The organism is Allofournierella massiliensis, from assembly GCF_964241245.1.
Taxonomy (GTDB): domain Bacteria; phylum Bacillota; class Clostridia; order Oscillospirales; family Ruminococcaceae; genus Allofournierella; species Allofournierella massiliensis.
Window position 1 is genome coordinate 32,617 of record NZ_CAXSWZ010000021.1, and the last position, 26,330, is coordinate 58,946.

The 26,330-nt window shown below is 57.7% G+C and carries 23 protein-coding genes and 2 tRNA genes; 13 read left to right on the top strand and 12 right to left on the bottom strand.

Going from position 1 to position 26,330, the window contains the following annotated elements; translation table 11 throughout:
* Positions 1-103: 103 nt before the first annotated feature.
* The 5 genes from ACESYO_RS11410 to ACESYO_RS11430 form a co-directional block, all read right to left on the bottom strand.
* The gene (locus ACESYO_RS11410; protein WP_058966503.1) at positions 104-364 is read right to left on the bottom strand and encodes a TIGR03905 family TSCPD domain-containing protein; all 261 of its coding nucleotides are present in this window, start codon (positions 362-364) and stop codon (positions 104-106) included.
* A 161-nt stretch (positions 365-525) separates the two neighbouring features.
* Positions 526-1,368 carry a PHP domain-containing protein gene (locus ACESYO_RS11415; protein WP_283128609.1) on the bottom strand — a complete coding sequence of 281 codons (843 nt, stop codon included), beginning with the start codon at positions 1,366-1,368 and terminating at the stop codon, positions 526-528.
* 200 nt (positions 1,369-1,568) lie between these two features.
* Complete coding sequence (locus tag ACESYO_RS11420) at positions 1,569-3,839, bottom strand: hydratase (protein ID WP_283128610.1); 2,271 nt, start codon at positions 3,837-3,839, stop codon at positions 1,569-1,571.
* Positions 3,840-4,079: 240 nt separating this feature from the next.
* The gene (locus ACESYO_RS11425; RefSeq protein WP_346671885.1) at positions 4,080-4,604 is read right to left on the bottom strand and encodes a GNAT family N-acetyltransferase; all 525 of its coding nucleotides are present in this window, start codon (positions 4,602-4,604) and stop codon (positions 4,080-4,082) included.
* Positions 4,605-4,626: 22 nt separating this feature from the next.
* Positions 4,627-6,000 carry a CapA family protein gene (locus ACESYO_RS11430; protein WP_283128612.1) on the bottom strand — a complete coding sequence of 458 codons (1,374 nt, stop codon included), beginning with the start codon at positions 5,998-6,000 and terminating at the stop codon, positions 4,627-4,629.
* Positions 6,001-6,147: 147 nt separating this feature from the next.
* Between ACESYO_RS11430 and ACESYO_RS11435 the strand changes: the two genes are divergently transcribed.
* Together ACESYO_RS11435 and ACESYO_RS11440 are read left to right on the top strand one after the other, a co-directional pair.
* Positions 6,148-6,221, top strand: a tRNA-Gly gene (locus tag ACESYO_RS11435).
* Between the two features lie 189 nt (positions 6,222-6,410).
* A tRNA-Leu gene (locus ACESYO_RS11440) sits at positions 6,411-6,497 on the top strand.
* Positions 6,498-6,557: 60 nt separating this feature from the next.
* Here the strand turns inward: ACESYO_RS11440 and ACESYO_RS11445 are convergent.
* Positions 6,558-7,112, bottom strand: coding sequence for a hypothetical protein (locus tag ACESYO_RS11445; RefSeq protein WP_283128613.1), 555 nt, complete (start codon positions 7,110-7,112; stop codon positions 6,558-6,560).
* A gap of 150 nt (positions 7,113-7,262) precedes the next feature.
* On the opposite strand from ACESYO_RS11445, the gene mscL reads away from it, so the two are divergent.
* The 5 genes from mscL (at position 7,263) to ACESYO_RS11470 (ending at position 10,932) form a co-directional block, all read left to right on the top strand.
* A complete protein-coding gene (gene mscL, locus ACESYO_RS11450; RefSeq protein WP_283128614.1) occupies positions 7,263-7,694 on the top strand; it encodes a large-conductance mechanosensitive channel protein MscL in 432 nt (143 codons plus the stop codon).
* Positions 7,695-7,864: 170 nt separating this feature from the next.
* Complete coding sequence (selD, locus tag ACESYO_RS11455; RefSeq protein WP_283128615.1) at positions 7,865-8,893, top strand: selenide, water dikinase SelD; 1,029 nt, start codon at positions 7,865-7,867, stop codon at positions 8,891-8,893.
* 55 nt (positions 8,894-8,948) lie between these two features.
* Positions 8,949-9,569 (top strand): sulfurtransferase-like selenium metabolism protein YedF, encoded by a 621-nt coding sequence (gene yedF / locus ACESYO_RS11460; protein WP_058966552.1) that lies wholly within the window; start codon positions 8,949-8,951, stop codon positions 9,567-9,569.
* Entirely contained in the window at positions 9,566-10,699 is a 1,134-nt protein-coding gene (locus ACESYO_RS11465) for an aminotransferase class V-fold PLP-dependent enzyme (protein WP_373210041.1), read from the top strand. Before yedF ends, ACESYO_RS11465 begins: the two co-directional genes overlap by 4 nt.
* Positions 10,696-10,932, top strand: coding sequence for a DUF3343 domain-containing protein (locus ACESYO_RS11470; protein WP_058966556.1), 237 nt, complete (start codon positions 10,696-10,698; stop codon positions 10,930-10,932). Before ACESYO_RS11465 ends, ACESYO_RS11470 begins: the two co-directional genes overlap by 4 nt.
* A gap of 67 nt (positions 10,933-10,999) precedes the next feature.
* Here the strand turns inward: ACESYO_RS11470 and ACESYO_RS11475 are convergent, their stop codons facing one another.
* The 3 genes from ACESYO_RS11475 to prfB form a co-directional block, all read right to left on the bottom strand.
* Positions 11,000-13,549 (bottom strand): heavy metal translocating P-type ATPase, encoded by a 2,550-nt coding sequence (locus ACESYO_RS11475; protein ID WP_373210040.1) that lies wholly within the window; start codon positions 13,547-13,549, stop codon positions 11,000-11,002.
* A gap of 59 nt (positions 13,550-13,608) precedes the next feature.
* On the bottom strand, positions 13,609-14,760 hold the full coding sequence (locus ACESYO_RS11480; protein WP_373210039.1) for a helix-turn-helix domain-containing protein: 1,152 nt from the start codon (positions 14,758-14,760) through the stop codon (positions 13,609-13,611).
* A 217-nt stretch (positions 14,761-14,977) separates the two neighbouring features.
* Positions 14,978-16,099, bottom strand: coding sequence for a peptide chain release factor 2 (prfB, locus tag ACESYO_RS11485; protein ID WP_346672502.1), 1,122 nt, complete (start codon positions 16,097-16,099; stop codon positions 14,978-14,980).
* A gap of 180 nt (positions 16,100-16,279) precedes the next feature.
* Between prfB and ACESYO_RS11490 the strand changes: the two genes are divergently transcribed.
* Positions 16,280-17,362: an RING finger protein gene (locus ACESYO_RS11490; RefSeq protein WP_373210038.1), complete on the top strand. Its 1,083-nt coding sequence runs from the start codon at positions 16,280-16,282 to the stop codon at positions 17,360-17,362.
* A 157-nt stretch (positions 17,363-17,519) separates the two neighbouring features.
* Here the strand turns inward: ACESYO_RS11490 and ACESYO_RS11495 are convergent, their stop codons facing one another.
* Both ACESYO_RS11495 and ACESYO_RS11500 read right to left on the bottom strand, forming a co-directional pair.
* Entirely contained in the window at positions 17,520-19,214 is a 1,695-nt protein-coding gene (locus tag ACESYO_RS11495; RefSeq protein ID WP_373210037.1) for a carbon starvation CstA family protein, read from the bottom strand.
* A 276-nt stretch (positions 19,215-19,490) separates the two neighbouring features.
* The gene (locus ACESYO_RS11500) at positions 19,491-19,709 is read right to left on the bottom strand and encodes a hypothetical protein (RefSeq protein ID WP_058966574.1); all 219 of its coding nucleotides are present in this window, start codon (positions 19,707-19,709) and stop codon (positions 19,491-19,493) included.
* A gap of 214 nt (positions 19,710-19,923) precedes the next feature.
* Between ACESYO_RS11500 and rpsF the strand changes: the two genes are divergently transcribed.
* Genes rpsF through rpsR form a run of 3 tightly spaced genes read left to right on the top strand, consistent with a single transcriptional unit; the run spans position 19,924 to position 20,977 of the window.
* Positions 19,924-20,208, top strand: coding sequence for a 30S ribosomal protein S6 (gene rpsF / locus ACESYO_RS11505; RefSeq protein WP_058966576.1), 285 nt, complete (start codon positions 19,924-19,926; stop codon positions 20,206-20,208).
* A gap of 14 nt (positions 20,209-20,222) precedes the next feature.
* A complete protein-coding gene (locus ACESYO_RS11510; protein ID WP_058966578.1) occupies positions 20,223-20,690 on the top strand; it encodes a single-stranded DNA-binding protein in 468 nt (155 codons plus the stop codon).
* A gap of 32 nt (positions 20,691-20,722) precedes the next feature.
* Positions 20,723-20,977 carry a 30S ribosomal protein S18 gene (gene rpsR / locus ACESYO_RS11515; RefSeq protein WP_187120513.1) on the top strand — a complete coding sequence of 85 codons (255 nt, stop codon included), beginning with the start codon at positions 20,723-20,725 and terminating at the stop codon, positions 20,975-20,977.
* Between the two features lie 139 nt (positions 20,978-21,116).
* Here the strand turns inward: rpsR and ACESYO_RS11520 are convergent, their stop codons facing one another.
* Positions 21,117-22,820 (bottom strand): PASTA domain-containing protein, encoded by a 1,704-nt coding sequence (locus tag ACESYO_RS11520; protein WP_373210036.1) that lies wholly within the window; start codon positions 22,818-22,820, stop codon positions 21,117-21,119.
* A gap of 290 nt (positions 22,821-23,110) precedes the next feature.
* Between ACESYO_RS11520 and ACESYO_RS11525 the strand changes: the two genes are divergently transcribed.
* Together ACESYO_RS11525 and ACESYO_RS11530 are read left to right on the top strand one after the other, a co-directional pair.
* A complete protein-coding gene (locus ACESYO_RS11525) occupies positions 23,111-24,325 on the top strand; it encodes an IS110 family RNA-guided transposase (RefSeq protein ID WP_373210035.1) in 1,215 nt (404 codons plus the stop codon).
* Positions 24,326-24,721: 396 nt separating this feature from the next.
* On the top strand, positions 24,722-25,924 hold the full coding sequence (locus ACESYO_RS11530) for an IS110 family RNA-guided transposase (protein WP_373210034.1): 1,203 nt from the start codon (positions 24,722-24,724) through the stop codon (positions 25,922-25,924).
* Positions 25,925-26,330 lie beyond the last annotated feature (406 nt).

A 26,330-nucleotide genomic window follows, 5' to 3' on the forward strand; every position in this document is an offset into this window, starting at 1 on the left:
GTACCCCATTGACTCGATTTTACAAGACCCCTTCCGCGCACAAAAAAGCCCGCCCCTGTTTCCACAGAGGCGGGCTTTTTCAGAACTTTTTCAAACGCCGGCTTTACAGGCCCTCTTCCTGCAGAGCGGCCTTCAGGGCCTTGGCGATCTGATCCGGGCAGGAAGTGGCACGGGGGCCGCAGGTGGTGCCCTCCATGCGGCGGATGGCTTCGGCAGCGGGCATGCCCTGCAGCAGCTGGCAGATGCCCTTCAGGTTGCCATTGCAGCCGCCCACCACGCTTACTTCCTGAATAATGCCATTTTCACTCAGGGTAACAGTGGTGCTGCGGGAACAGACGCCCCGGTTCTGATAGGTATGGGTCATGTTGGGTTTCTCCTTTTATTGTGCGTAACTGTGTGTTCTATCAAACGGGCAGGCACGCAAATACCTCTCCCGTTCCAACCGGCGGATACTGCAGAGCAGCCCGCCGGGTATGGCTTGATTATGGGCAGCGACGCCGGAAAATACGCGCCGCTTCTGTATTTTCATCCCTTCCGGGCCTGCGCCAGCTGTTCCAGCCGCTCCAGTGCATCGTCACCGGTACGGCACATGCCCAGCGCCCGTGGGCTGCCGGTGTTGCGGCCGTGAAAATCGCTGCCACCGGTGACCAGCAGATTGCACTGAGCCGCCAGTTGATACAGCACCTTTTTATCCTCAGGGGTATTGCGGGGATGCTCAATCTCAATACCGTCAATCCGGCCCGCCAGTGCCAGCTCGGTGACCAGCTCCATGCTCTGGTACACACTGGGGTGGGCGAACACCGCCACACCCCGGGCCTTGCGGATAACTTCCAGCACCTGATCCACCGTCTGGTAGTCCGGATCGTGGAGCACCTTGCCCCCCTTACCGAACAGCGGCTTATAGGTTTCCTTATAAATGCCGTCCGCCAAGCCGTAGTCGCACAACACCTGCATCAGGGTGGATTTATACAGCACACCGCCGTCCTGAGCCAGGGCCAGCGCGTCCTCCAGCCGGAACTGGGGATAGATCTGTTCCAGTTCCCGGCCGCTCTGGCGGCAAACCGCGTTGCGCCGGTCCGCCATCAGCTGGCAGTGCGCAATCAGATCCGGGCAGCTTTCGTCCGGCCAATAGCACAGAATATGCACCCGCCGCCCCCGCTCAAAATCGAATGCGGTGAGCTCGGTGGCGGGAATCAGGCGCACATTCTCGCGCATCCGGTTGGCATAGCCGTACCGCACCGAGTGCATGGAATCGTGGTCCGAGATGGCCAGATGGCTTAAACCGACACGCGCTGCCAACCGGGGCAGCCAGTCCGCCTTCAGCGAACCGTCGGAAAATGTGGTATGAGTATGCAGATCGCCGGGCATGGGCAGTTCCCTCCTTTGACCGGAATGGCAGATACGCCGCACCGGCACCGGCCGTGGGCGTGAAAAACGTATTATTTTGCAATTAACTTTTATTATAGCATACTTTTTGCGTCACGCAAACAATTCTTGTGTCGGATACCTCCGGACGCAAAACGCCCCGGTGGCTGCGTTTGGGCAGCACCGGGGCATAAAGCGGCCAATCAGCCGTGCTTATAATAGTTGATCAGGCAGCCGTCCAGCAGAATCTGCCGTTCATCCGCAGTCAACGGAGCCAGGCTCATGTGGAATTCCAGCGGCCCTTCCAGGCTGAGCACATAGGCTTTCACACAGGAAAGATCACCGGCCAGAGCTTCCCGCACATTGGGAACCAGCACATAGTCACCAAGGCCGAAGGGGGTGGGGCCGGCCAGCTGGAAAGGCAGCATACCCCAGTTGATCAGGTTGGAACGATACCGCTTGGTGGCATATTCCACCGCGATGTTTGCGCCTGCACCCAGCACGCGCTGGCAGCTGGCAGCCTGCTCACGGGCAGAACCGTCGCCGGGCTTCACCGCGTAGATGCTGGAGGCAATGCCCAGCTGTTTCCAGTCAAGCTCACCGCAGCCAGGCACCTGATGGATGCGCTCCAGCAGATCCGCATTGCCCTCACCGGCAGCACGGGCAGCCTCCTCGGCCTGAACCGCTTTGGCGCGGCCCACATATTCCGGATCCTTGCGGCTGAGGGTGAACTCGGCCAGACCCAGAGGATTGGAGCGGTAGGAGCTGGTCTCACCGCTGGGAATCAGCTCATCGGTGGTGGTCACCGGATCGGTGATGTAGCTGCTGATCTTCAGCAGCAGATTCTCGGGCAGAGGCTGGATGGCCGGCCAGTCCTTGATGTTGGGCCCAAGGCGCAGCAGCTCGTCGTAATTGCCCTTGCCGTAGCCGGAATAAACGCGGCTGCGGTAGCTGGAATCGTCGAACTCATAGGGCGGAATGGTGGGATCGTAATCGATGTCGGTGGCGGGGGTCAGGATGCCACCGTTGCGGGTGGTGGCCGCGATGGAACGGGCGTCCATCAGAGCCACACCGGCAATCTGGCCGCTGCCCGGCTTGGAGCCTTCCCGGCTGGGGAAGTTCCGGGTGGTGTGACGGATGCTCAGCGAACCATTGGCCGGCACATCGCCCGCACCGAAGCAGGGGCCGCAGAATGCGGTACGAACCGTGGCGCCGCCTGCCATCAGGCTGGCCAGAGCACCATTCTTCATCAGAGCCATCATGGTGGGCTGGCTGGAGGGATATACGCTCAGGGCATACTCCCCATTGCCGCCGGTGTGATCCTTCAGGATGGTGGCTGCCTCGCAGATATTGGAGTACATACCGCCTGCGCAGCCGGCGATCACGCCCTGATCCACCCGCAGCTTGCCGTTCTCGATCTTGCTGACCAGATCCAGCCGGACCTTGCCGCCCATCAGGGCTGCGCAGTCCTCCTCGGTCTTGTGCAGGATGTCCTCCAGATTCTGGTTCAGCTCCTCGATGGTATACACATTGGAGGGGTGCATGGGCAGGGCAATCATGGGGCGAACCTTGGAAAGATCCACCTCTACCAGGCCATCGTAATAGGCCAGGTCCGCCGGGGCCAGTGCTTTATAATCGCCGCCGCGGCCGTGCACGGTCAGGTAATCGTGGGTGACCTCGTCGGTGCACCAGATGCTGGACAGACAGGTGGTCTCGGTGGTCATCACATCAATACCACTGCGGTATTCCAGAGGCAGCTCAGCAATGCCGGGGCCCACAAATTCCATCACCTTGTTCTTCACATAGCCGGTTTTGAACACCGCGCCGATGATGGCCAGCGCCACGTCCTGCGGGCCCACACCCACTGCGGGCTTGCCGGTCAGATACACTGCCACCACACCGGGGCGGGCCACATCGTAGGTGCGGCCCAGCAGCTGCTTGGCCAGCTCGCCGCCACCCTCACCAATGGCCATGGTGCCCAGCGCACCGTAACGGGTATGGCTGTCCGATCCAAGGATCATCTTGCCGCAGCCGGCGTACATCTCACGCATATACTGGTGGATAACCGCCAGGTGAGGAGGCACATAAATGCCACCATATTTTTTGGCAGCGGAAAGACCAAACAGGTGGTCATCCTCGTTGATGGTGCCGCCCACTGCACACAGACTGTTGTGGCAGTTGGTGAGCACATAGGGCACCGGAAACTTTTCCAGTCCGGAAGCCCGGGCGGTCTGCACAATGCCCACGAAGGTGATGTCGTGGCTGGTCATGGAATCGAATTTCAGCTTCAGCATCTCCGGGGCGCCACTTTGATTGTGTGCCTGCAAAATGCCGTAGGCAATGGTGCCGGTATGAGCATCCTTCACCGCATTTTCATCAAAGCCCAGAGCCGCCAGCTTTGTGGGGGCCTCGCCGTCTGCCTGCACCCACTGACCGCGGGCGTAGTACATGCCGGTCTTGCTGCAAGTTACCATTGAAAAAACCTCCTTAAACAGGGTTTCGGTGTCTGCACGGCGTTTGGCTTTTTGCTTCCCACCCGATCTGTTCCGGTTTTATCCGCGCCGTGCACACTTCACCGGGCAAAAGCCTGTATGAATCGATTATAGCACAAAGGGCCCGGCAGCGCCAACCGCTCACCGGGCCCTTTGGGGCAATTTTTTCGTTTTTTCGCGCCTTTTTCCCGCCCGTTCTGCCCGCTGCCCTGCGGCACGGGCTCACAGATAGAGATTCATCAAAATAAAGTCGATCCATTTACCGTCAATCTTGAAAAAGCCGGGGAATCGACCGATTTCTTCAAAGCCGTATTTGCGATAAAGAGCCTGTGCGCGGGTGTTGTCTGCCCGTACTTCCAGCGAAATGATCTCAACCCCCGCATTGTTCTTCGCAAAATCGATCGCCGCCTCCATCAGCCGGCTTCCTACCCCCTTGCCCCAGCACTCCTTCAATACCGAAATGCCGATCTCAGCCCGGTGGCTGGCCCGGGCCAGAGTCATGGCCCGAAAACTGAGAGAGCCCACCATACGTCCATCCAGCCGGGCCACAAAAAATGCACTGGTGGGGTTTTCCGCCATGGCCCGCAAATACTCCTGTTCCTGTTCCACCGTGGTGGAAGGCCCTTCTGCACCAAAGGTCAGGTTATCGGTTTCCGAGCCCACCTGCCGCAGCACAGCCAGCAGCTCTTGGGCATCTTCCGGGCGGCCCTGCTCCACACAAAGCCGCTCGCCACAGTGTTCACTCATGGTCGATTCCTCCCTGAATCATTTATTTGCAAAGGTTTCCATTCGCATCAAAATAGCCATTTTCCATTACGTCGTTCAGACTGTTCAGCACCCGCTGCCTGTCCGCATCTTCTTCCAGAAGGCTCACCCGGCCGCCGGTCTGAATGCAGGGCAGCAGCTGTACCGTGGCGCCTGCCGCCCCCGGTTCACTCACTGTTACCTTTAAAAGGGCGGAGTCCAGTGTTTCCATATTGAACCAGAAGTTGCCCAGGCTGTACAGCACCGGGGTATCCTGCCGCCAGCCCGCTCCCTGCAAAATGTGGGGATGTGCGCCCACGATCAGATCCGCCCCTGCCTCGGTAAAACGGGTTGCAAGATCGGTCTGGGCCTGCTCCAGCACAGTGGAGCCTTCGGTACCCCAGTGGACGTAGACCACCAGATAATCGCACTGCTTGCTGGCCGTCTGAATGGCCTGCACTGCAAGCTCCGGGTCATAACAGCGCAGCACACCGGGGCTGGTTTCCCCCGCCTCCGGGGTAAGAATGTATTTTTCCGCACGGGTACAGGCAACGTATCCGATCTTCATACCGCCCACCAGAAAGAACTGGGGCTGCATGGCTTCCTCCAGATTTTTGCCCGCCCCCACATAGGGAATATTCGCACCTTGCAGGGTGGACAGAGTATCCAGAAAAGCATCCTCGCCATAATCAAAGCAGTGGTTGTTGGCAAGGCCCACAATATCTGCCCCCAGCTGCTGCCACATGGAAACATTGGCGGTTTTGGCCCGGAAGGTGAACTGCTTGCCCGGCATGGGGCTGCCCCGGTCGGAAAAGGCGAACTCGTTGTTGCACAAAAGCACATCCGCCGCACGCATTTCGGCCAGCAGGCTTTCGCCAAAGCAGTCCTCGATACCGGCAGTCTTTGCATAGTGGAGCATGTTATACCAGTCGTCGGCAAAGTTCACATCGCCGGTGAAGGCCAGCACCGCCGGACCATCCGTCACACCGGTATCATGCACATTTTCCGCCATGGGCTGGGTGTAGAGCGCCTGATAATAGAGGTAGCTTTTGCCGCTGACCTGCCAGAACAGCTCCTCGCTGTATCCTTCGGTTTTCACTGCGGCCACCAGCGCGGTGCAGATGCCCGGGGACTGCTCCTCGCAAAAGCGCAGAAAATCGGCAGCAAGGTCTTGCGGCGCACCGGCTGCATGCAGAGCTTCCAGCGCAGCTTCGGCCTGCTGCTGCGGGGTCGGGATTGCCGTGGGCACAGCGGAAGCGGACGCTTGCGAAGCGGCGCTCTGGGGCGGCAACACCACCCGGACACCGGTATTCATTAAGTAATGGGGCACGCCCCAGCTGACCACGAGCAGCGCGGCGGCACACGCAGCCACCGCCAGAACACGGGCAGGGGTTTTCATAACTTCAGCCCTCCTGTTTGGTTGGTATAATAGTGCTTTCAGTATACGTTTTTTCGGGCAGTTCGGCAAGCATCGACCGAAAAAACCATTTGACTTTTGGGGCACCATGCTGTATACTGAATCTTGTTCCATAATTGCAGATTCCGTGCAGATGTAGTTTAGTGGTAGAACTCCAGCTTCCCAAGCTGGCTGTGTGGGTTCGATTCCCATCATCTGCTCCATCCAGAAAAGCCCGGCTTTTACAGCCGGGCTTTTCTGTTTCCTGCTTTTCTTTTTGGCCGGTACAAAGGGCTTCATGGGCGGCAGAAAAATTTTTTCAAAAAAAATTCAAAAAAACTCTTGCATTTTCTAGAATGCGTGATATAATAAAACACGTCGCTGAGGTACAGCACCGATGCGAAAGAGAATATGCGGATGTGGCGGAATTGGCAGACGCGCTAGATTCAGGTTCTAGTGGTAGCGATACCGTGGGGGTTCAAGTCCCTTCATCCGCACCAAAAACCCGGCTCATTGAGCCGGGTTTTTCTTTTGTCTTTACGCAGCGCTCTGCCAAAGAATTACTCAGCCAGCTTCCATACCATTACCGATGCCGCCCCGGAACGGCTGGTCACATTACTGTTGTAATGCAATCGCAGCACCATGGGCTCCGTGCCGGTCAACAACAGAAAATTGGCGCCCCCCGCCGTTACAAGCGGGGCAGCGGTTTTGGCATAAACCCCATAAGCAAGCCGTGGGCTTCCCTGTTGCGATGGGGTAACCTGAAAATACCCTTCCTTTTCCAGCACTGCGGATACCGTGTACCAGACAGCATATCTGCCCTGCTCCAACTGAATACGGGTCTCATCCACCAACCGGATCTGACCGGTCTCATCTGCCATGCCGGTCACCAGCGGAATGGGCTTACCATTCTCAAACCGCCGTTCAAAGGCAAAAAAGGATGCCGCCGCCAGAACGCTGTTTTCGCCCGGCTGACCGGTTTCCCCCTGTGGCCCCCGCTCGCCTTGCGGCCCTTGCTCTCCCTGCGGCCCCCGACAGCAGCAACCGCACGGGCGGGGCCTCGGGCAGCGGCGCCCTTCCTCCCCGCTTTTTTGACTGGATTGATCCCATTTCATTTTTCCTCCCCCCTTTCTGTTTCAGCCTATGCAGCAGATGGCTCTCTGGTGTAAAGTGCCCTCTTTTCCCCGCTGCGGAAATATGCTATGATGAATCCAGTTCGGCCACCATACCGATAATTTCCCAGTTTTCCAGCAAGGAGAATCGTTATGAAACAGTTTTTGAAAGAGTTTAAAGAATTTGCCATGCGTGGCAATGTGATCGACATGGCCGTAGGTGTTGTGGTAGGCGGCGCATTCAGCAAAATCGTAACCAGCCTTGTGAATGATATCGTAATGCCGCTGATCAGCCTTGCCACCGGTCAGGTGAACTTTACCGTACTTTCCTATGTGTTCCACTCGGGCGACAACGAGGTGGTACTGGCCTACGGCAATTTCATTCAAACAGTGGTGGAATTTGTCATCCTTGCATTCTGCGTGTTCTGCGCCGTGAAGCTGATGACCAAACTGCGCATCGAAAAGAAAAAAGAGGAAGCCAAAGCTCCCGCGGCACCTCCTGCTCCCACCAGCGAGGAACTGCTGACCGAAATTCGCGACCTGCTCCGGGCGCAGGCCGGCCAGAATTCCACTCCCGAAAGCTGATTTTGTTTCTTTTTCCCCTGCTGCCCATAAAAGCAGGGGAATTTTTATTTCCTTTGTAAAATTAGCCCGGAATCACACTTTACTTTTCATTCGTTACGCTTTATCCTTATAATATAGAAGCAAAAAGGCCCTGCTGCGGCGGGGCCAATTTTTCAGGGAGCGTTATTGTTATGAATGAACAACCAATTGTATTCTGCAAGGGTGGCGGATGCACTGCCAAACTGGGCCCTGGCGCATTGGCCCATGTGCTGGACAAACTTCCTCCCTTTACCGATCCCAATCTGCTGGTAGGCTTCGACCATTCGGACGATGCCGCGGTGTACAAGCTCACCGATGACATTGCCATGGTACAGACGCTGGATTTCTTCCCGCCCATGGTGGAGGATCCGTATATTTTCGGCCAGATTGCGGCTGCCAACGCCCTCAGCGATATTTACGCCATGGGCGGCACGGTAAAAACCGCGCTGAATATCGTGTGTTTCCCCGAGAAAATGGATCTGAACATTCTGGGCCGCATCCTGCAGGGTGGCGCGGAGAAGGTACGGGAGGCCGGTGGTGTGCTGGCAGGCGGCCATTCCATCGCGGACAGCGACGTGAAATACGGCCTGTCGGTCACCGGCATCATCCACCCGGACAAGGTGCTGGAAAACAACGCCTGCTGCCCGGATGATGTTCTGATTCTTACCAAGCCACTGGGGGTGGGCATCGTGTGTACCGCCGACCGGGTGGGCCAGGCCAGCGAGGAAGCGATGGCCGCTGCCATTGCCAGTATGACCACACTGAACAAGTATGCCGCCGAAGCTCTGGCGCCCTTTGCGCCCCACGCCTGCACCGACGTGACCGGCTTTGGCCTGCTGGGCCACCTGAACGAGATGCTGGCCAGCCGCTGCGGGGCGCAGCTGCACTGGAAGGCGCTGCCCCGCATTCCCGAGGCGCTGGACTATGCGGACGAATTTTTGCTGACTGCCGCTGCTCAGCGCAACCGGAACCATCTGGAAGGCAAGGTGGAGTTCCAGAACATCCCCTTTGCGGCGGAGGAGCTGCTCTTCGACCCCCAGACCTCCGGCGGACTGCTGGTAAGTCTGCCTGCTGACCGGGCGGACGAAGCTCTGGCCGCTGTGCAGGCTTTGGGGCTTGGCTGCGGCATTATCGGCCGGGTAACCCGCGAGCATCCGGGCATCATTTGCGTCACGGAGTGACCACCTCTATCCCCTATTCACAATTTACTTCTCACCGGAATCGAGGTTTTATAACATGCAATATCAGGTAAACGCCATGGGCAAGCCCTGCCCCATCCCCGTTGTGGAAACAAAAAAAGTGCTGGCAAAAATGACCGCTGGCGACAGCGTGACCGTATCGGTGGACAACCCCATTGCGGTACAGAATCTGTTGAAGATGGCTGGTCAGAAGCAGCTGGCCGCCGAAAGCCGCACACTGGCATCCGATCATTATGAAGTGGTGCTGGCTCTGACCGAAGAGAGCCTTGCCGCCGCCCAGGCTGCCGAGCCTGCTCCCGCCTGCATCCCGGACGCCCGGGCAAAAGGCACCGTGGTAGTGCTGGCCAGCGACGAGATGGGCAGTGGTGACCCGGTGCTGGGCAAGGCGCTGATGAAAGCCTTCGTTTACGCTCTCACCGAACAGGACACCCTGCCGGACACTATTCTTTTATACAACGGCGGCGCGAAGCTGTCAGTGGAGGGCGCGGCCACACTGGCCGACCTGAAGTTGCTGGAAAGCCAGGGCGTGGAGATCATGACCTGCGGCACCTGCCTGAACCACTACGGTCTGACCGAACAGCTGGCAGTGGGCAGCGTGACCAACATGTACGCCATTGCGGAGAAGCTGATGGGTGCGGCCCGGGTGATTCGGCCGTGATTTATCTGGACAACGCGGCCACCAGCCTGCATCGGCCCGCCTGTGTGGTGCAGGCTGTAACCGAGGCCCTGAACGGCTTGGGCAACTGCGGCCGGGGCGCCCACTCGGCCAGCCTGGCCGCCGGGCGCACCATTCACGAAGCCCGCAGCCGTATTGACAGGCTGTTCCACGGCTACGGCCCGGCTCAGGTGGCCTTCACCGTCAATTCCACCGCGGCGCTGAACCTTGCCCTTTCCAGCCTGCTGGCGGGCGGCGGCCATGCCATCACCACCGCGCTGGAGCACAACAGCGTGCTGCGCCCGCTTTACCGCAGCGGAGCGGAACTGACCATTCTGCCCGCGGATGCAAACGGTCAGCTTTCGCTGGACGGACTGGAAGCTGCCTTTCGGCCGGACACAAAACTGGTGGTCTGCACCCATGCATCCAACGTGACCGGAGATCTTGTGGACATTGCACACATCGGGGCGGTATGTGCCGCCCACGGTGTGCCCTTTGTGATGGATGCCTCCCAGACGGCGGGCTGCTTTGCCATCGACATGCAGGCGGCGCACATTGACGTGCTCTGCTTCACCGGCCACAAAAGCCTGCTGGGGCCGCAGGGCACCGGCGGATTGTGTGTGTCCCCAAAGCTCCGGCTTGCACCACTTTGCGTGGGCGGCAGCGGGGTGCACAGCTTTGATCGGGAGCACCCCAGCCAGATGCCCACCGCCCTGGAAGCCGGCACGCTGAACGGACACGGCATTGCCGGTCTTGCCGCCGCACTGGAATGGCTGGAGGAAACCGGGCTGAACACCATCCGCCGCCGGGAACAGGCGCTGGCCGACCGGTTTTACTGGGGCGTGAAGGACCTGCCGGGTGTAAAGTGTTACGGAGATTTTTCCGTCAAAGAGCGCTCCCCCATCGTGGCGCTGAATCTGGGCGACTGGGACTCAGCGCTGGTGAGCGACGAACTGGCCCAGCGGTTCGGCATTCTCACCCGACCGGGGGCCCACTGTGCCCCGCTGATTCACAAGGCAATGGGCACTGTGGAGCAGGGTGCTGTGCGGTTCAGCTTCGGCTATTTTAACACGGAAGAAGAAGTGGACACAGCCATTCGCGCTGTGGAAACCCTTTGCATGGAGGACGCATGAGACCCAGAAGCTTACAGCTTGTGATCGCCTTCGACACCACCGCGGCGGCCCTCGCCTTTGAGGCGGCGGCTCCGGCGGCAGGGCTGACCGGGCGATTGATCCCGGTGCCCACTGCCATCACGGCAGGGTGCGGCCTTGCCTGGCGGGATGACCCGGCCAGTCGGAACGCAGCCCGCGCCCTGCTGGAACAGGAGGGCATTGCCGGGGCCAGCCTGTACGAGCTGGTGATTTGAAAGCAAAAAGGCACGCAGCCCGAACAATGGGGCTTGCGTGCCTTTTCTTTTCTGTGGTTTTTTCGGCTTATTCGATGCCGGTCACTTCGTAGCCCGCATCGGTCACCGCAGCGGCCAGCGTCTCGTTGGGCACATCCGCGCTCAGGGTCACCCTGGCGCACTTGCCCTCCAGATCAGCCACGGCCTGCACGCCTTCGATGGCGTTTAGGGCCTTTTCCACATGAGCGGTGCAGTGGTTACACATCATGCCCTCGATATGAATGATTTTTTCCATGTGTAAAACTCCTTTCGGCGGCTGTGCCGCGGGAATATGAGGCATTGCCTCTTCGCTGGGCAGAGCGGCGGAATCCGCCCTGCTTGCTTTGAAGAAATTGAGCCGCAGCGCGTTGGACACCACACACACGCTGGAAAGGCTCATGGCGGCGGCCCCGATCATGGGGTTCAGCACCAGCCCAAGGCTGTAAAACACACCGGCCGCCACCGGAATGCCGATGCTGTTGTAGAAGAACGCCCAGAACAGGTTCTCCCGGATGGTGCGGATGGTAGCCCGGGACAGGCGCAGCGCGTTCACCAGATCCCACAGATCGCTCTTCATCAGCACCACGTCGGCGCTGTCGATGGCCACGTCGGTGCCCGCGCCGATGGCGATGCCCACGTCCGCCCGGGCAAGAGCCGGGGCGTCGTTCACACCGTCGCCTACCATGGCCACCCGGCGGCCCTGCGCCTGCAAAGCGCGCACCTGGGCTTCCTTATCCTGGGGCAGCACCTCGGCCACCACCTGTTCAATTCCAAGTCGGCTCTGGATGGCTGCGGCGGTGCGGGCGTTGTCGCCGGTGAGCATGACCACGGTCAGCCCCATGGCCTTCAGCTGACGGATGGCCGCCGCGCTGGTGGGCTTGATCGGGTCTGCTGCCGCCACGATACCCAGCAGCTTTTTGCCGCTGGCAAAGAACAACGGGGTCTTGCCCTGCCGGGCCAGCTCCTCGGCCCGCCGGTCGGCATCGCCCATCTCCACACCGGATTCCTGCATCAGCCGGGCGTTGCCCGCCAGATACTCCACACCGCCCAGCGTGGCCTTCAGGCCACGGCCGGGCAACGCTTCAAAACGTTCCGGGGCAGGCAGTTCGACACCCCCGGCAGCATTCAGAATGGCTTCGGCCAGCGGGTGCTCACTGGGCTTTTCCAGGCTTGCGGCAAGACCTAGCAACTCACCTTCGCTCTGGCCCGCCAGCGGGATCAGATCGGTGAGCACCGGCTTGCCCGCAGTGATGGTGCCGGTCTTGTCCAGCACCACGGTGTCGACCTTATGGGCATTTTCCAGCGCCTCAGCGTTCTTATAAAGAATGTTCAGCCGGGCCCCCTTACCGGTGCCAACCATGATGGCCACCGGGGTGGCAAGGCCCAGCGCACAGGGGCAGCTGATGACCAGCACGGAAATGGCCCGGGCCAGTGCAAATTCCAGCCCCTGCCCCAGCGCCATCCAGACCAGGAAGGCCAGCAGCGCAATCCCCATAACCACCGGCACGAACACACCGCTGACCCGGTCGGCCAGCTTGGCGATGGGCGCCTTGCTGGCAGCGGCATCCTGCACCAGTGCAATGATCTGGGCCAGAGTGGTATCCTCTCCCACCTTTTGGGCCCGGAAGGTGAAGCTGCCCGCCTTGTTCAGCGAGGCGGCGATGACCTTGTCGCCGGGGCCCTTTTCCACCGGGATGCTCTCGCCGGTCACGGCTGCTTCATCCACACTGGAAAGGCCCGCCAGCACCACACCGTCCACCGGGATGCGCATGCCCGGCTTGATGACCACGGTATCCCCCACGGCCACTTCAGCCGCCGGGATTTCCATCTCCTGCCCCTGCCGAAGCACCAGCGCGGTTTTGGGGGCAAGATCCATCAACGCTTTGATGGAAGCACTGGTGCGCCCTTTGGCCCGCGCTTCCAGATATTTGCCCAGCGTAATCAGGGTGAGGATGGTACCGGCAGACTCAAAGTACAGATCCATCCGGTAGCGGTCCACCAGCGCCAGATCGCCGGTGCCCAATCCCCAGCCGATGCGGTAAAGGGCAAACACACCGTAAATCACCGCCGCACCGCTGCCCAGAGCAATCAGGCTGTCCATATTGGGGGAGCGGTGCCACAGGCTTTTCAGTCCCACCTGATAAAACTTCCGGTTCAGATACAAAATGGGCAACACCAACAGCAGCTGGGTCAGGGCGAAGGGTACCGCCCCCGCCTGACCGTGCATCCAGCCGGGCAGCGGCAGCCCCATCATGTGCCCCATAGAGACGTACATCAACGGCACCAGAAACGCCAGCGATGCGATCAGCCGGTGTTTCATGTCTGCCAGTTCGGCAGCCACCGGGTCCGGCCCTTCGACCTGCTTGCCGGTATTTTTTGCCGCGGCTGCATTGGCCGGGCTTGCGCCGTAACCTGCCTGCTCCACCGCCTTGCAGATGCCCGCGGCATCCAGCACGGTCTCGTCGTACTCCACCTGCATGGAATTGGCCAGCAGATTCACCTGCGCGCTTTTTACGCCGGGCAGCTTGTTCACCGCCCGCTCCACTGCCGCCGAACAGGCTGCACAGCTCATACCGGTCACATTATATTTTTCCTTCACGGGTCTCTCCCCCATTTCTGCGATTTATTCCGGTTCTATTATAGCCCTTCCGGTTCTTTTCATACAATGGATGTGCAGTTTGAATTCAGCTCTGATTTTTCAACCTTTGCTCCAGTTTTCTGCCGATGTTCCTCCTCGCGGGCATTTTTCACTGCCTGCTCCAGCCGCTCCACAGCCTGCTTCCAGACAGGACTTTCGGTAAGCGGAGCAGGAAGCGGGCGTTCGGTGAGCATTTGCAGCGCATTTTGCAGCAGGAAGGCCCGGCTTGCTCCGCCGCTGCAGGCCGGGCACTCATCGCCGCAATCTCCCTGGGGGGCATGGATGACGTCCTCCACAAAACGCTCCGTCTCCCGCTGGGCGTCCTCCCAGCGGCCAAGGCCCGCATACAGCTCTATCCGGCGCACCGCGGCCACCCGGCCGATTCCCTGCCCGCCTTCCGGGTCCGGGAACTGTTCGGTCAGTCGGTCGATCTGATCCAGCAATTCCAGCGCTTTGGCCTCATCACCCTGCTTTTTGGCAATGTTCGCAAGCCCCAGCAGGCTGAGCTGGGCGTTGTGAAGATGGATGGACAGGTTTGCAATCTCCAGCTGTTGGGCTTCCTCCAGCTTGCCCTGCTGTAGCAGGATGGACGCCCGCATATTCCGGGCATCCTGATTGCAGCCGGGCAGTCGATCCAGCGTGGACATGGCATCCTCCAACCGACTGCTCAGCACATACAACCCCGCCAACGACAGCAGCGCCGCCCTCTGGCTCTCTTCATCCGTCAGTTCGCAGGCCCGCTCCATTAACTGAATGGCCCGTTTCAGCTGCCGCCCGGCCTGTTCCTCCTGATCGCTCACCGAAAGATACTTGGCGTACAGCCCACCACAGCAAAACGCCAGATACAAATCGCCGGGATATTCCCGCAGCCGGCCCTCGCAGAAATCCCAGGCCTTCTGCCACTGGCCTGCCTGAAACATACATTCGGCAGTCTCGCGCAGGGCATTCACTTCCTGCTCGGTGAGCTGGGGTTTGAAATCCAGCAGCTCATCCGGCGTGCAGTCCAGCGCACGGGCCAGCGGGCAGAGCAGCGCCACATCCGGCAGAGCGCTGGCCGTCTCCCATTTGCTCACCGCTGCGCTGCTCACCCCCACCAGTTGGGCCAGCTGCTCCTGCGTCATGCCTTTGGCACGGCGTTTTGCCTGAATCACCTTTCCCATGGTCTGTTCCATTCTGTTCTCCCCTTTCCCGGCATCTGGCCGCTCAGCGTTTATCTCTTGTTCCGATTTTATCCTACCACGATTTTTCCTCCCGCACAATGGAGCTGTTTTCGGAGTGCCAGTTGAAAAATCAGAACTAGATTCCAGAACTGTTTCGCTCAAGGTGCAGAAAAGGCACAGGGAAACTTCCCTGTGCCTTTTGTTTTTTCCTTCAAGCCGCAAATACGGATTATACATCCTGCAGCTCGTTCCGGCTGGCCGCCTTCAGATAGGCGTTGATAAAGCCATCCAGATCGCCATCCATCACGGCCTGCACGTTGCCGCTCTCGTAGCCGGTGCGGTGGTCCTTGACCATGGTGTAGGGCATGAACACATAGCTGCGGATCTGGTGGCCCCAGGCGATCTCCTTCTGGACGCCCTTGATGTCGCTGATCTTGTCCAGATGCTCCTGCTCCTTGATCTGATACAGCTTGGAAGCCAGCATCTTCATGGCAGTGTCGCGGTTCTGGAACTGGCTGCGTTCGGTCTGGCAGCTCACCACAATGCCGGTGGGCTTATGGATCAGACGCACCGCAGAGGAGGTCTTGTTGATGTGCTGACCGCCGGCGCCGGAGGAACGGAACACCTGCATCTCCACGTCCTCGGGGCGGATTTCCACCTGAATGCTGTCGTCCATCTCGGGCATTACTTCCAGAGAAGCAAAGCTGGTCTGGCGGCGGCTCTGGCTGTCGAAGGGCGAAACACGCACCAGACGATGCACGCCATTCTCGCTCTTCAGCATACCGTAGGCGTTGGGGCCCTCCACCAGAATGGAGGCGCTCTTCAGGCCAGCCTCGTCGCCGTCCTGATAGTCCAGGGTGGAAACCTTGTAGCCATGCGCCACACCCCAGCGGTTGTACATGCGGAACAGCATGTCGGCCCAGTCCTGCGCCTCGGTGCCGCCGGTGCCCGCGTGGAAGGTGAGGATGGCGTTGTTCTTATCGTATTCACCGCTGAGCAGGGTGATCATCTGCAGTTCGTCCACCGCATGGGTCACTGCCTCCACGGCGCTCTCGGCCTCGGGAATCAGATCCGGGTCGTTCTCCTCCTCGCACAGCAGCAGCATGGTCTCGGCGTCATCATACAGGCCCTTCAGCTTGGTGTAGCGCTCCAGCTTGCCCTTCAGCGAGCTCATCTCGGCAAACACCTTCTGGCTGGCCTCGGTATCGTCGTAGAAGCCGGGCATGGTCATCTTGTGCTCCAGCTCCGCCACGCGCTTCTCGCTGGCAGCGATGGCAAGGGCGTCGCCCAGTTCGTCCACCGCATTTTTGTGGGCGCCCATCTGCATCTTCAACTCGTCGATCGTGATCATATAGGAAAAACCTCTCTGTTATAGATTTGAACAAAATTATACAGTTAACAGTATAGCGAAAAACCCTGTCAAAAGCAAGGGGGAAGCCGCTTTGCCCCGGGATTTTTGTTTTGCAATTTGCCGGGATTTGCGTTAGAATAGGGATACATGTATTTTTCCCCATCTGGGAGGTTCATTCTTATGTCTAATTATACCGGCTGCAAGTGCCCTGTGTGCCAGCAGCCCTTCACCGAAACCGACGATATCGTGGTCTGCCCCGAGTGCGGCGCGCCCTACCACCGGGCCTGCTACCAGAAGCAGGGCGGCTGTGTATACGAGTCCAAACACGGCACCGGCTTTGAATGGAAACCGGACCCGGCCGCCAGCCAGGCCGCTGAAGCAGGCCGTGCAGATTCCACCCGCTATTCCGACCCGCAGCTGGCCTGCCCGGTATGCGGTGCACCTAATCCGGCCACCGGCCTGTTCTGCGAAAACTGTGGCGCACCGCTGCGGGGAGCTCCCCAGCGGCCCGGTCAGACCCCGCCGCCCTATGGCTATGGCTATGGCAATGGCCAGACTCCGCCCCAGTACGGTCCCGGCTCCGGTCAGATTCCTCCGCAGTATGGTCCCGGTTCCGGCGGGCAGGATCCGTTTGCCGCCCGGGAGCCGGACTATTCCAACCCCTTTGGTGCATTCCAGGCCAACTTCATGCCCGGCGGCCTGCGGGTGGACCCGGAAGAGGAACTGGAAGGTGTGAAAGCCCGTCACTGGGCGTCCTATCTGGGCAAAAACGCCGCCTACTATCTGACCAATTTCAAGGCAATGCAGGCCACCGGCCGTAAGGTTTCGGCCTCCTTTGCCGCCTTCTTCTTCGGCCCCTTCTACTTCTTCTATCGCAAAATGTGGACCGAAGGACTGGTGCTTCTGGCCATCAATGCAGTGCTTCGCATTCCCATTGTACTGCAGCTTATGGCTTATGCAGGCCATCCCATGGCAGCTGCCATTCCGGAGCAGCCCCTGAACGTTCTTCTGGCCGTATGCAGCACACTGAACATTGTGCTGATGTTCCTGCAGGGCATGTTTGCCCTGTGGCTTTACCGTCGGCGGGGTGCCGCAAACATCCGCCGGGTGCTGGAATCCCAGCCTGCGGATCCCGCTGCAGCATTGGCCAAAGCGGGTGGTGTGAGCGTACCGGGTGCGGTAATCAGTGTGGTCGCCTGCATTGTGGTGATCTATGCGATTTCCATGTTTGCCCTTTGGCCGGTGCTCACCACCATGATTTAATTGCTGACCATAAAAATCCCCTGCAGAGGCTGCGTGCGGCCTTGCGCGGGGATTTTTATTGTGCACGGATAATAAGAAAGCGCCCGTTCCAGTCAATCGGAACGGGCGCTTTTGCTTGCTTTTGGGTTATTTCCATAGCCGATTCAATGAAACGGCATCAGGCAGCAGAAGTCTCGCTGTTTTTGCGGGCGGCCGCATAGGCACGCAGCGAGTTGATCACAATGGTCAGGCCCAGAGCAATGAGCAGCACGGCCAGAATCAGCTGCAGACCCTCCACCAGGAAAGTGGCGCTGCCTGCCTGATACGCATTGATCAGAGCGATGAGCCGCTGCACCAGAGCGGTGAAGGTAACGCAGAGCATAATGATCAGCGGCGGGAACAGCATCTTGTTGCTGCGGCCGGTAACCTTCAGGAACACACACAGGGTGACCAGCACCAGCGCGCTGAGCAGCTGGTTGGCGGAACCAAACAGGGGCCAGATGTTGGAGTAGCCGATGCGGGTGAGCACAAAGCCACCGGCCAGAGTGATGATGGTGGCAAAATAGGTGTTGCACAGCAGCTTGCGCCAGCCCTCGGCTTTGCTCATGTCATCCACACTGAACAGTTCCTGGAAGCTCATTCGGCCAATTCGCGCAACTGCGTCCAGGCTGGTCAGCGCCAGAGCAGACACACACATGGTCATGAAGCACTGAGCCACATAAACAGGTACACCGAACATCTGGAAGAAACCGGCTACACCGTTGCTGAACACCTGGAAGGGCGTGCCGGCTGCAGGGGTGCCGTCCGCCGCGGCGGCAGCACCGGCCACACACAGGGCCAGAACAGCCAGCAGGCTTTCCAGTACCATGGCGCCGTAGCCCACCTTCAGCATGTCCTTCTCGTTGCTCACGGTCTTGGAGGAGGTACCGGAGGACACCAGGCTGTGGAAGCCGGATACCGCACCACAGGCCACGGTAACGAACAGGATCGGGAACAGGGTGCCCAGGCTGGCGTTGTTGAACCCGGTGTAAACAGGCAGATTCATGGTGGGATGTGCCACCAGCAGGCCCAGCACCGCACCGGCGATCATGCCGATGAACATAAAGGTGGTCATGTAGTCACGGGGCTGTTTCAGCAGCCACATGGGCAGCACCGCCGCAAAGAAGATATAAATAAAGGTGATGTAGACCCAGGCTTCCTTGCCCGCAATCAGAGGCATCGCCATGCCCAGCGCCAGAGCGGCTACGGTGCATACCAGCCCCACCGCGCCTTCTTTCCAGCCGGTAAAGGCAAACTTTTTCTGCAGCAGACCGAATACCATGGCAAACACGATAAACAGCAGGCTGATGGTACCGGCTGCGCCATTCACCTGAGCGGCTTCGGCCAGTACACCAGGCTCGGTGTAGGCATTGAAGGTACCAGCCACCATATCCGCGAAAGCGGCGATGACCAGCAGGGTGAACAGCCAGCAGAACAGCAGGAACAGCTTGCGGCCCAGCTTACCGATGTATTTTTCGATCAGCAGGCCCATGGAGCGGCCCTCATTCTTCACACTGGCATACAGTGCGCCGAAATCGGTAACGGCACCGAAGAAAATACCGCCCAGCAGGATCCACAGCAGCACGGGCAGCCAGCCGAAAGCAGCTGCCTGAATGGCGCCGGTAACCGGGCCGGCACCCGCAATGGAGGAAAACTGGTGGCTGAACACAGTCCAGCCGTCGGTGGGCACATAGTCTTTGCCGTCCTTATGGCGTACGGCGGGCGTCTCGGCCTTGGGATCAATGCCCCAGGTCTTGGCCAGCCAGCGGCCGTAAAGAGCATAGGCGGCCACAAGGCACACCGCAGCGATCAGCACGATGACAAGCGTATTCATGATTCGTTTCTCCCCTTCTATGAAGTGTCTGCCCACAGCACGTCCGCCCGCATTCGCACGTTGCTGCGGTAGTGATTTCTAAGTTTATTCAATTAAAGCACAGTTGTCAACGGGTTCCTCCATTTTTTAGAGAAACGCCATTAGTTTTGCTCTTACGGACTTTTCCGATTGTCCATTTCGACAATAATTTTTGTCTGTATTTTCGACATAAAGGTTTCCATATAAAAAAGCCAGAGAAAATCTCCGGCTTTCGGCCTGTATACTGCAAAATACGGTTTATTGTTCCAGAAATCTGCTCAAAGCCCTTCCCAGCAGCCAGGAACCAGGCACAAGCAACACCGGCACCCCAAGTAAGGCAAACAGAAACAAAACATTTTCCCATGCAATTGGCTGCCCGCCACACAACAGGCCGACCAATGCCCAATAAATTCTCCAGAGCACCAGAAAACCTGCCGCATAAAGCAGTGCCATGAGCTTTTGTTTATTTACCTTCATTTATGGCCCGTGCCCCCTTTTCTTTTATCTGTTTTTATTGTATCATGGAAATCAGTTCGTTGTATCAGCGGCCGCCAGAAAAAAGCTGTTGTTTTTTCAAAAAACAGCTTGACACTGACGTCATGTGTTTGATATAATGAATTGCTGCCTTGTGAAGGGCAGTGATCCTTGCCCGGTTTTACCGGGCCATAAGTCCAAAAGGAGGTGCACAGAAATGGCAAAGTATGAGACCATGCTGGTTACCAGCGCTGCTCTCGATGAGGAGGCTTCCACCGCTCTGGTTGGCAAGTTCAAGAGCCTGATCGAGGCCAATGGTACCATCGATTCTGTTGACGATTGGGGCAAGCGCCGTCTGGCTTATCCCATCAACGACGAGGAAGAAGGCGTCTACACCGTGATTAAGTTCACCAGCGAGCCCTCTTTCCCCGCCGAGCTGGATCGCGTTTACAAGATCACCGATGGCGTACTGCGTACGATGATCGTGGCCGAGGCTGAATAAGGAGGCATTTTTCAATGCTGAATGTTGTAGCTTTGATGGGCCGGCTTGTGGCCGACCCTGAACTGCGCCACACCCCTCAGGGCGTTAGCGTGACCACCTTTACCATCGCCGTGGACCGCAGCTTTGTGCGGCAGGGCGAGCAGCGTCAGGCCGATTTCATCGACATCGTTGCCTGGCGTTCCACCGCTGAGTTCGTTTGCAAGTATTTCCAGAAGGGCTCCCTGATCGCCGTTGACGGCAGCATTCAGACCCGGAGCTATCAGGATAAGAACGGCAACAACCGCAAGGCGTTTGAGATCGTTGCAAACAACGTGAACTTCGCCGGCGGCAAGGGCGGCAGCGGAAACGGTAATGGCGGTGCTTACAGCAGCGCCCGCCCGGAATACACTCGCGAGGCTCCCATGGAGGCAGCCCCCACTTACTCCGCCGGCAGCAATGATGATTTTGCTGTGATCGACGAAGGCGAGGATCTTCCGTTCTAACATGAATCGATTCTAACAGGAGGTAACAAGCCATGGCTTTTGAGAGAACCGAAGGCCGTCCCCAGCGCCCCATGCGCCGCGGCCGTAAGAAGGTTTGCAGCTTTTGCGTAGACCGTGTTGAGCACATCGATTACAAGGATGTTGCCCGCCTGCGCAAGTACGTCAGCGAGCGTGCGAAGATCATTCCCCGCCGCGTGACCGGTACCTGCGCGTTCCATCAGCGTGAACTGACTGTCGCTATCAAGCGCGCCCGTCACGTTGCTCTGATGCCCTACGTGAGCGACTAATCGTTGCACCGAATCCCCTGCCCATCCGGGCAGGGGATTTTTTTATTTTCTAATACACAAAAAAGGCACGGCGTTCGCTGCTTGTTGCAGGAACGCCATGCCTTTTATTTGCTTTTCAGCACCCTCTCTTACTGCCGATTCATCCAACCGGAGGAGTCGGGCTGGGAGCAGGCGTTTGAGTCGGGCTGGGGCTGGGTGTTGGTGCAGGCGACGGAGTGGGTACGGGAGTTGGATCCGGCACCTGGGGAATATCCCGTTCCTTGGCGATATACACGTTTACCGTGGTGGTTCCTGCATCAAGTTCCGTGCCCGCCTCCGGGTCTGTATAAACCACACAGCCGCTGGCGTATTCGCCATTGTTATCGATCATGGAAAAGCTGGCCTTGATATGCATACGTTCCAGCTCCTGCTGTGCCGCATCCTGAGTAAAGCCCTTGATGTCCGGCATTTCCACCAATTCCGGCCCCATGCTCACCACAACACTGATGAGCGGTCGCTCTTCGCTGGTTTCGGTGCCCGCCTGAGGCGATTGCTCCAGAATGGTGCCTGCTTCATACTCCGAACTGTATTCCTGGGCCACGGCAATGAAACGGAATTGCGCCGTGTATTCCAGATCCGTCTGCACATCCTCATAAACAAGGCCCACCACATTGGGCACCGTAAGCACCTGAGGCGTACTTTGGCCGGAGGAGGATGTTGCCGCACTGCTGGAAACAGGAGGCGGAGCTTCCCGCCCCAGAATACTCCACATCAGCAGGAAAAACAACACCACAATCACCAGCAGTGAACCGGTGAGCAGAGTTCGAGTGCTGATGCTGATATGCTGTTCCCGCACCGCGCTGCGCTCCGGCTGGCGCTGGGGCGGAGTAATACTGTCTGCCGCTCGCTGGCTGGTGAGCGCCCCCATCAGTTCCGGCACATTCTGAATCCGGCTGCCCGGATCCATGCGCAGAGCTGCGGAAAGCACCACTGAAATATAGCCGGGAACCTCCGGCTCCAGCGCCCGGGCTGCCTGCAGGCTGTCGTTGACACGGCGCTGATTGGCAGGCACCGGAGCCTGCCCGGTAAGCAGCCGATAAAAGACCGCGGCAAGGCCGTACACATCGGTATAGCGGCCCTCGAATTCAGCAGCAGAATACTGTTCCGGCGCGGAATACCCGTCGTACAGCTGGCTTTTCAGCTCACTGCCCGCCGTTCTCAGGCCCAGCGTTGCATAGCCGCACAATCTGGCCTGCGCACCACCGGGACTCAGAATGATATTATCCGGGCAGATGCCCCGGTGCACCAGCCCTGCCTTGTGCATGGTGGCCACACCTTCCATGATCGGCTGCAGCAGACTGCGCGCCTGGGCCGGATCCAGATTCTGGCTGTGTTCCGACAGATAACGGCTCAGGCTTTCGCCTTCCACCTGCTCCAATACAGCGTAAACGGTGTTGTTTTCCTCCACCACGTCCAGCACGGCGGCAAGACCGGTGGCCGGGGTGATGCGCTGAATGCTCCGGTACAGATCTGCAAAGTCCATCCGGGTGGTTTTGAACAGCACTTCCCTGCCCTCTTTCGGCATGACAAGACCGCTCTCATCCCGGCCAATGCTCAGGGTAACCGGATAGTATTCCTTTACCATCACCCGCACGCCGCCGGTGTTTTCCACCGCTTCGTACAGGATGCCTTCGCCATCCGTAGCCTGATGACGGCCAATGGTATACCGCTCCGCCAGCAGCGACGCAAAGGGCAGCGTGCCCGGAGGGTTCATGTTGTTCAGCTCTTTGCCGCAGAAGGGGCAATCCGGCCGGCCCAGGTCCACCTTGGACAGGCAGTATGGGCAGAGAATGGTTTGACCCATGGGTCAGAAGCCTCCTATTACAATATATTTACGGTTTAAGGCACGGCAGCCAGCCGTGTCTTTTCCGTATCGTTGCCTAAGCTGTTAGAATGAGAGTGTCTTGGCCTGATGCAATCCTCCAAGGATCATCGCGTCCGTAACGAAGTCCGTCAGCCAGCCTCTCGTTCGCAGCGTTCGATTTATGCAGGTTGAGCCGCCACACCGGTGCGCCCGTGTCATCAAATAGATTGGATCGGCAATGATGAAATGGTTGGTCGCCAAAGACAAATCCATGATGAGGAGCGTTGTACATGAGCAATGTGGCAGGGATTGATATTTCCAAGGGAAAGAGCACGGTGTCTGTTCTCCGTCCCTTTGGGGAAGTGGTGGCAAAGCCGTTTTCTGTTGGTCACACCGGCAGTGAACTCAAAGAGCTGGCAGACTACTTGAAAAGCTTGGATGGTGAGACACGGGTGGTCATGGAGCACACCGGGCGGTACTATGAGCCGGTGGCCCGCTTTCTCCACGATCAGGGCATCTTTGTCAGCGCGATCAATCCAAAGCTCATCAAGGACTACGGGAACAACACCCTGCGCAAAGTGAAAACAGACAAGGCGGATGCCAGGAAGATTGCCCGCTATGGGCTTGACAACTGGGTGGAATTGCGCCAACATACTCCTATGGACACGATTCGAATGCAACTGAAAACGCTGAACCGGCAGCAGGGGCTGTACTCCAAGACCAAGACGATGATGAAAAACAATCTCATTGCGCTCCTGGACCAGACCTATCCCGGTGTCAATGCCCTGTTTGACAGTCCCGTCCGAGAGGACGGCAGTCAGAAATGGGTGGACTTTGCCACGGCCTTTTGGCATGTGGACTGCGTTCGGAATATGAGCCTTACTGCCTTTACCGAGCGCTACCGCAAGTGGTGCAAGCGCCATGGTTACAACTTCAGCCAGAGCCGAGCCGTTGAGATCCATGCTGGAGCACAAGATCTGATTGCCATGCTCCCCAAAGATGCCCTGACCAAAACGATGATCCGGCAGGCTATTGATGCGCTGAACGCCGTCTCTGCGTCTCTGGAACGGCTCAAGGCCGAAATGCGTACCTTGGCAGCCCAGCTCCCAGAATATCCCGTAGTCATGGCTATGCATGGTGTTGGAGATTCTCTTGGCCCGCAGCTTATGGCGGAACTTGGTGATGTAACTCGGTTCACCCACAGAAACGCCATTACGGCTTTTGCGGGGGTTGACCCTGGAGCTGACCAGTCCGGCACCCATGAGGCAAAGAGTACAAGAGCCTCCAAAAGCGGTCCGCCAGAACTGCGCAAAGCACTCTTCCTGGTCATGGACTGCCTGTTAAAAACTATGCCTGCGGACGACCCGGTGTACTGCTTTATGGACAAGAAGCGAGCCGAGGGCAAACCTTATCTGGTTTACATGACAGCCGGCGCCAACAAGTTCCTACGCATCTACTATGGCCGTGTAAAGGAGTATCTGGCTTTACGGGAAAATGCTGATTAACCACTTCCATACTCTTTCAATTTGACCGGCGCTTGCGCGGCGGTCTTTTTGTTTTGCTCTCTTTCGCCTCCTACTAAGGTTGCAAACTTTCCTCAATTCCCTGTTGACTTTTTATTGCTACAATGTCAACAACCGGGTGAAGCACGCCAGCCAGGCGTGCTTTTCTCGTACTCACGCCTAAGCTACAATGGAAGGGAAATTGGCCTGACGAGACTTTTAATGGACTAACCATGTCCGGCTGCTAAACAGTCAGCCATCCTTCCACTGTAGCGTTCGGTTGAGGCAGGTTGAACCACTGGAAATCCAGGATGTTCGTGTGACCAAGCAATTTGAATCGGCAGTGAGAAATCGATGGCCGCCAATTTGAAACTGATTAGATAGGGAGGGACAAGTGAAATGAACGCAGTAGGGATTGACGTTTCCAAAGGGAAAAGCACAGTAGCCATTATGCGGCCTTTCGGCGAAGTGGTTGCGGAACCGTTTGAGGTACTCCATACGGATACAGAGTTGCGGAAACTGGCTTGCTTTTTGGAGAAGCTGCCCGGAGAAACAAAGATTGTCATGGAGTACACCGGGAATTACTGGCAACCTATCGCCAATGTGTTGCACGATGCAGGCATTTTTGTCTCTATCGTAAATGCATTGTTAATCTACAAATACGGCAACAACTCGATCCGGAAGGGTAAGACAGACAAGTTGGACGCTGTGAAAATTGCAAATTACTGCCTTGACCGTTGGACAGTTCTTGAACGTTACACGCCTGTTGACCAAATCCGGCAGGCGCTCAAAACGTGCCGTCGCCAGTACGACCAGTACATAAGGTTGAAAGTCAATCTCAAAAACAATTTAATCGCACTACTGGATGGAACGTTTCCTGGCCTCAATATCCTGTTCAAAAGTGCTCCCCGGGATATGGACGGACACGAAAAATGGGTGGATTTTGCCGAGAAATTCTGGCATCGGGAGTGTATCTGCGGGAACTCCGAAAAAGCGTTCACAAACCAATACAAAAAGTGGTGTGCCAAAGCCGGGTACAGATTTAAAGAGGAAAAGGCCTCGTCCATCTATGCTCACGCCGTCTCACAGGTAAATACGCTTCCGATGACCGACTCGATTAAATGCCTTGTTACTCTTGCGGTTTCTCAACTCAACACAATCATAGAAACGATTTCCGTGATCCAACACGAGATGCTCACTCTGGCTGCTCAGCTTCCAGAGTACCCTGTCGTGATGCGGATGTTTGGCGTTGGCCCTGTTCTTGGGCCTCAGCTCATGGCAGAGATTGGCGATGTGCGCCGCTTTGACCGCAAGCAGTCTTTAGTGGCCTTTGCTGGTGTAGATGCACCGCCTTGCCAGTCTGGCACCTTTGAATCGAAGAACAGACATATTTCTAAACGCGGGTCTCCCAGGCTGCGCAAAACGCTCTTTCAAGTCATGTCCACCATCATCCAACACGCACCTACTGACGATCCTGTATTCCAATTCCTTGACCGTAAAAGACGGGAGGGCAAGCACTATTACGTCTACATGACCGCTGCCGCAAATAAGTTTCTGAGAATCTACTACGGTACTATCATGGCTTATTTAAAGAAGCTATAACCCCATCATAGACGACGATTTTCATACCAATTCCATGACCGCCAAAACATGACGGTTTACTTTTCTACGCTCATTTTTGTTGGATCACCCTTTCCAAATTTTTATGCCTTTAGGCCTTGACAACTCTTGGCAGGTTTTGCAGACTTTGTTTTTTAAAAACGCTCCAACCATGACAAACTGTGGAGCGAATCAATATGCACAAATTTTCACTCTTTTATTTGTATGGGTTCATTATAGCATGCCCCCCGGTAAAAAGCAAACCACCCGCGGCAGCTCCACCCTTTCAGTCTGGCCCGGACTGGCGGCGGCTAATCCCCTGCCACGGATACAATCATAACCCCACGTTGAACGTGGGGTTTGCAGAACGGCCCTATAAGGGCCATTATTCCAGCAGCACCTAAAGGTG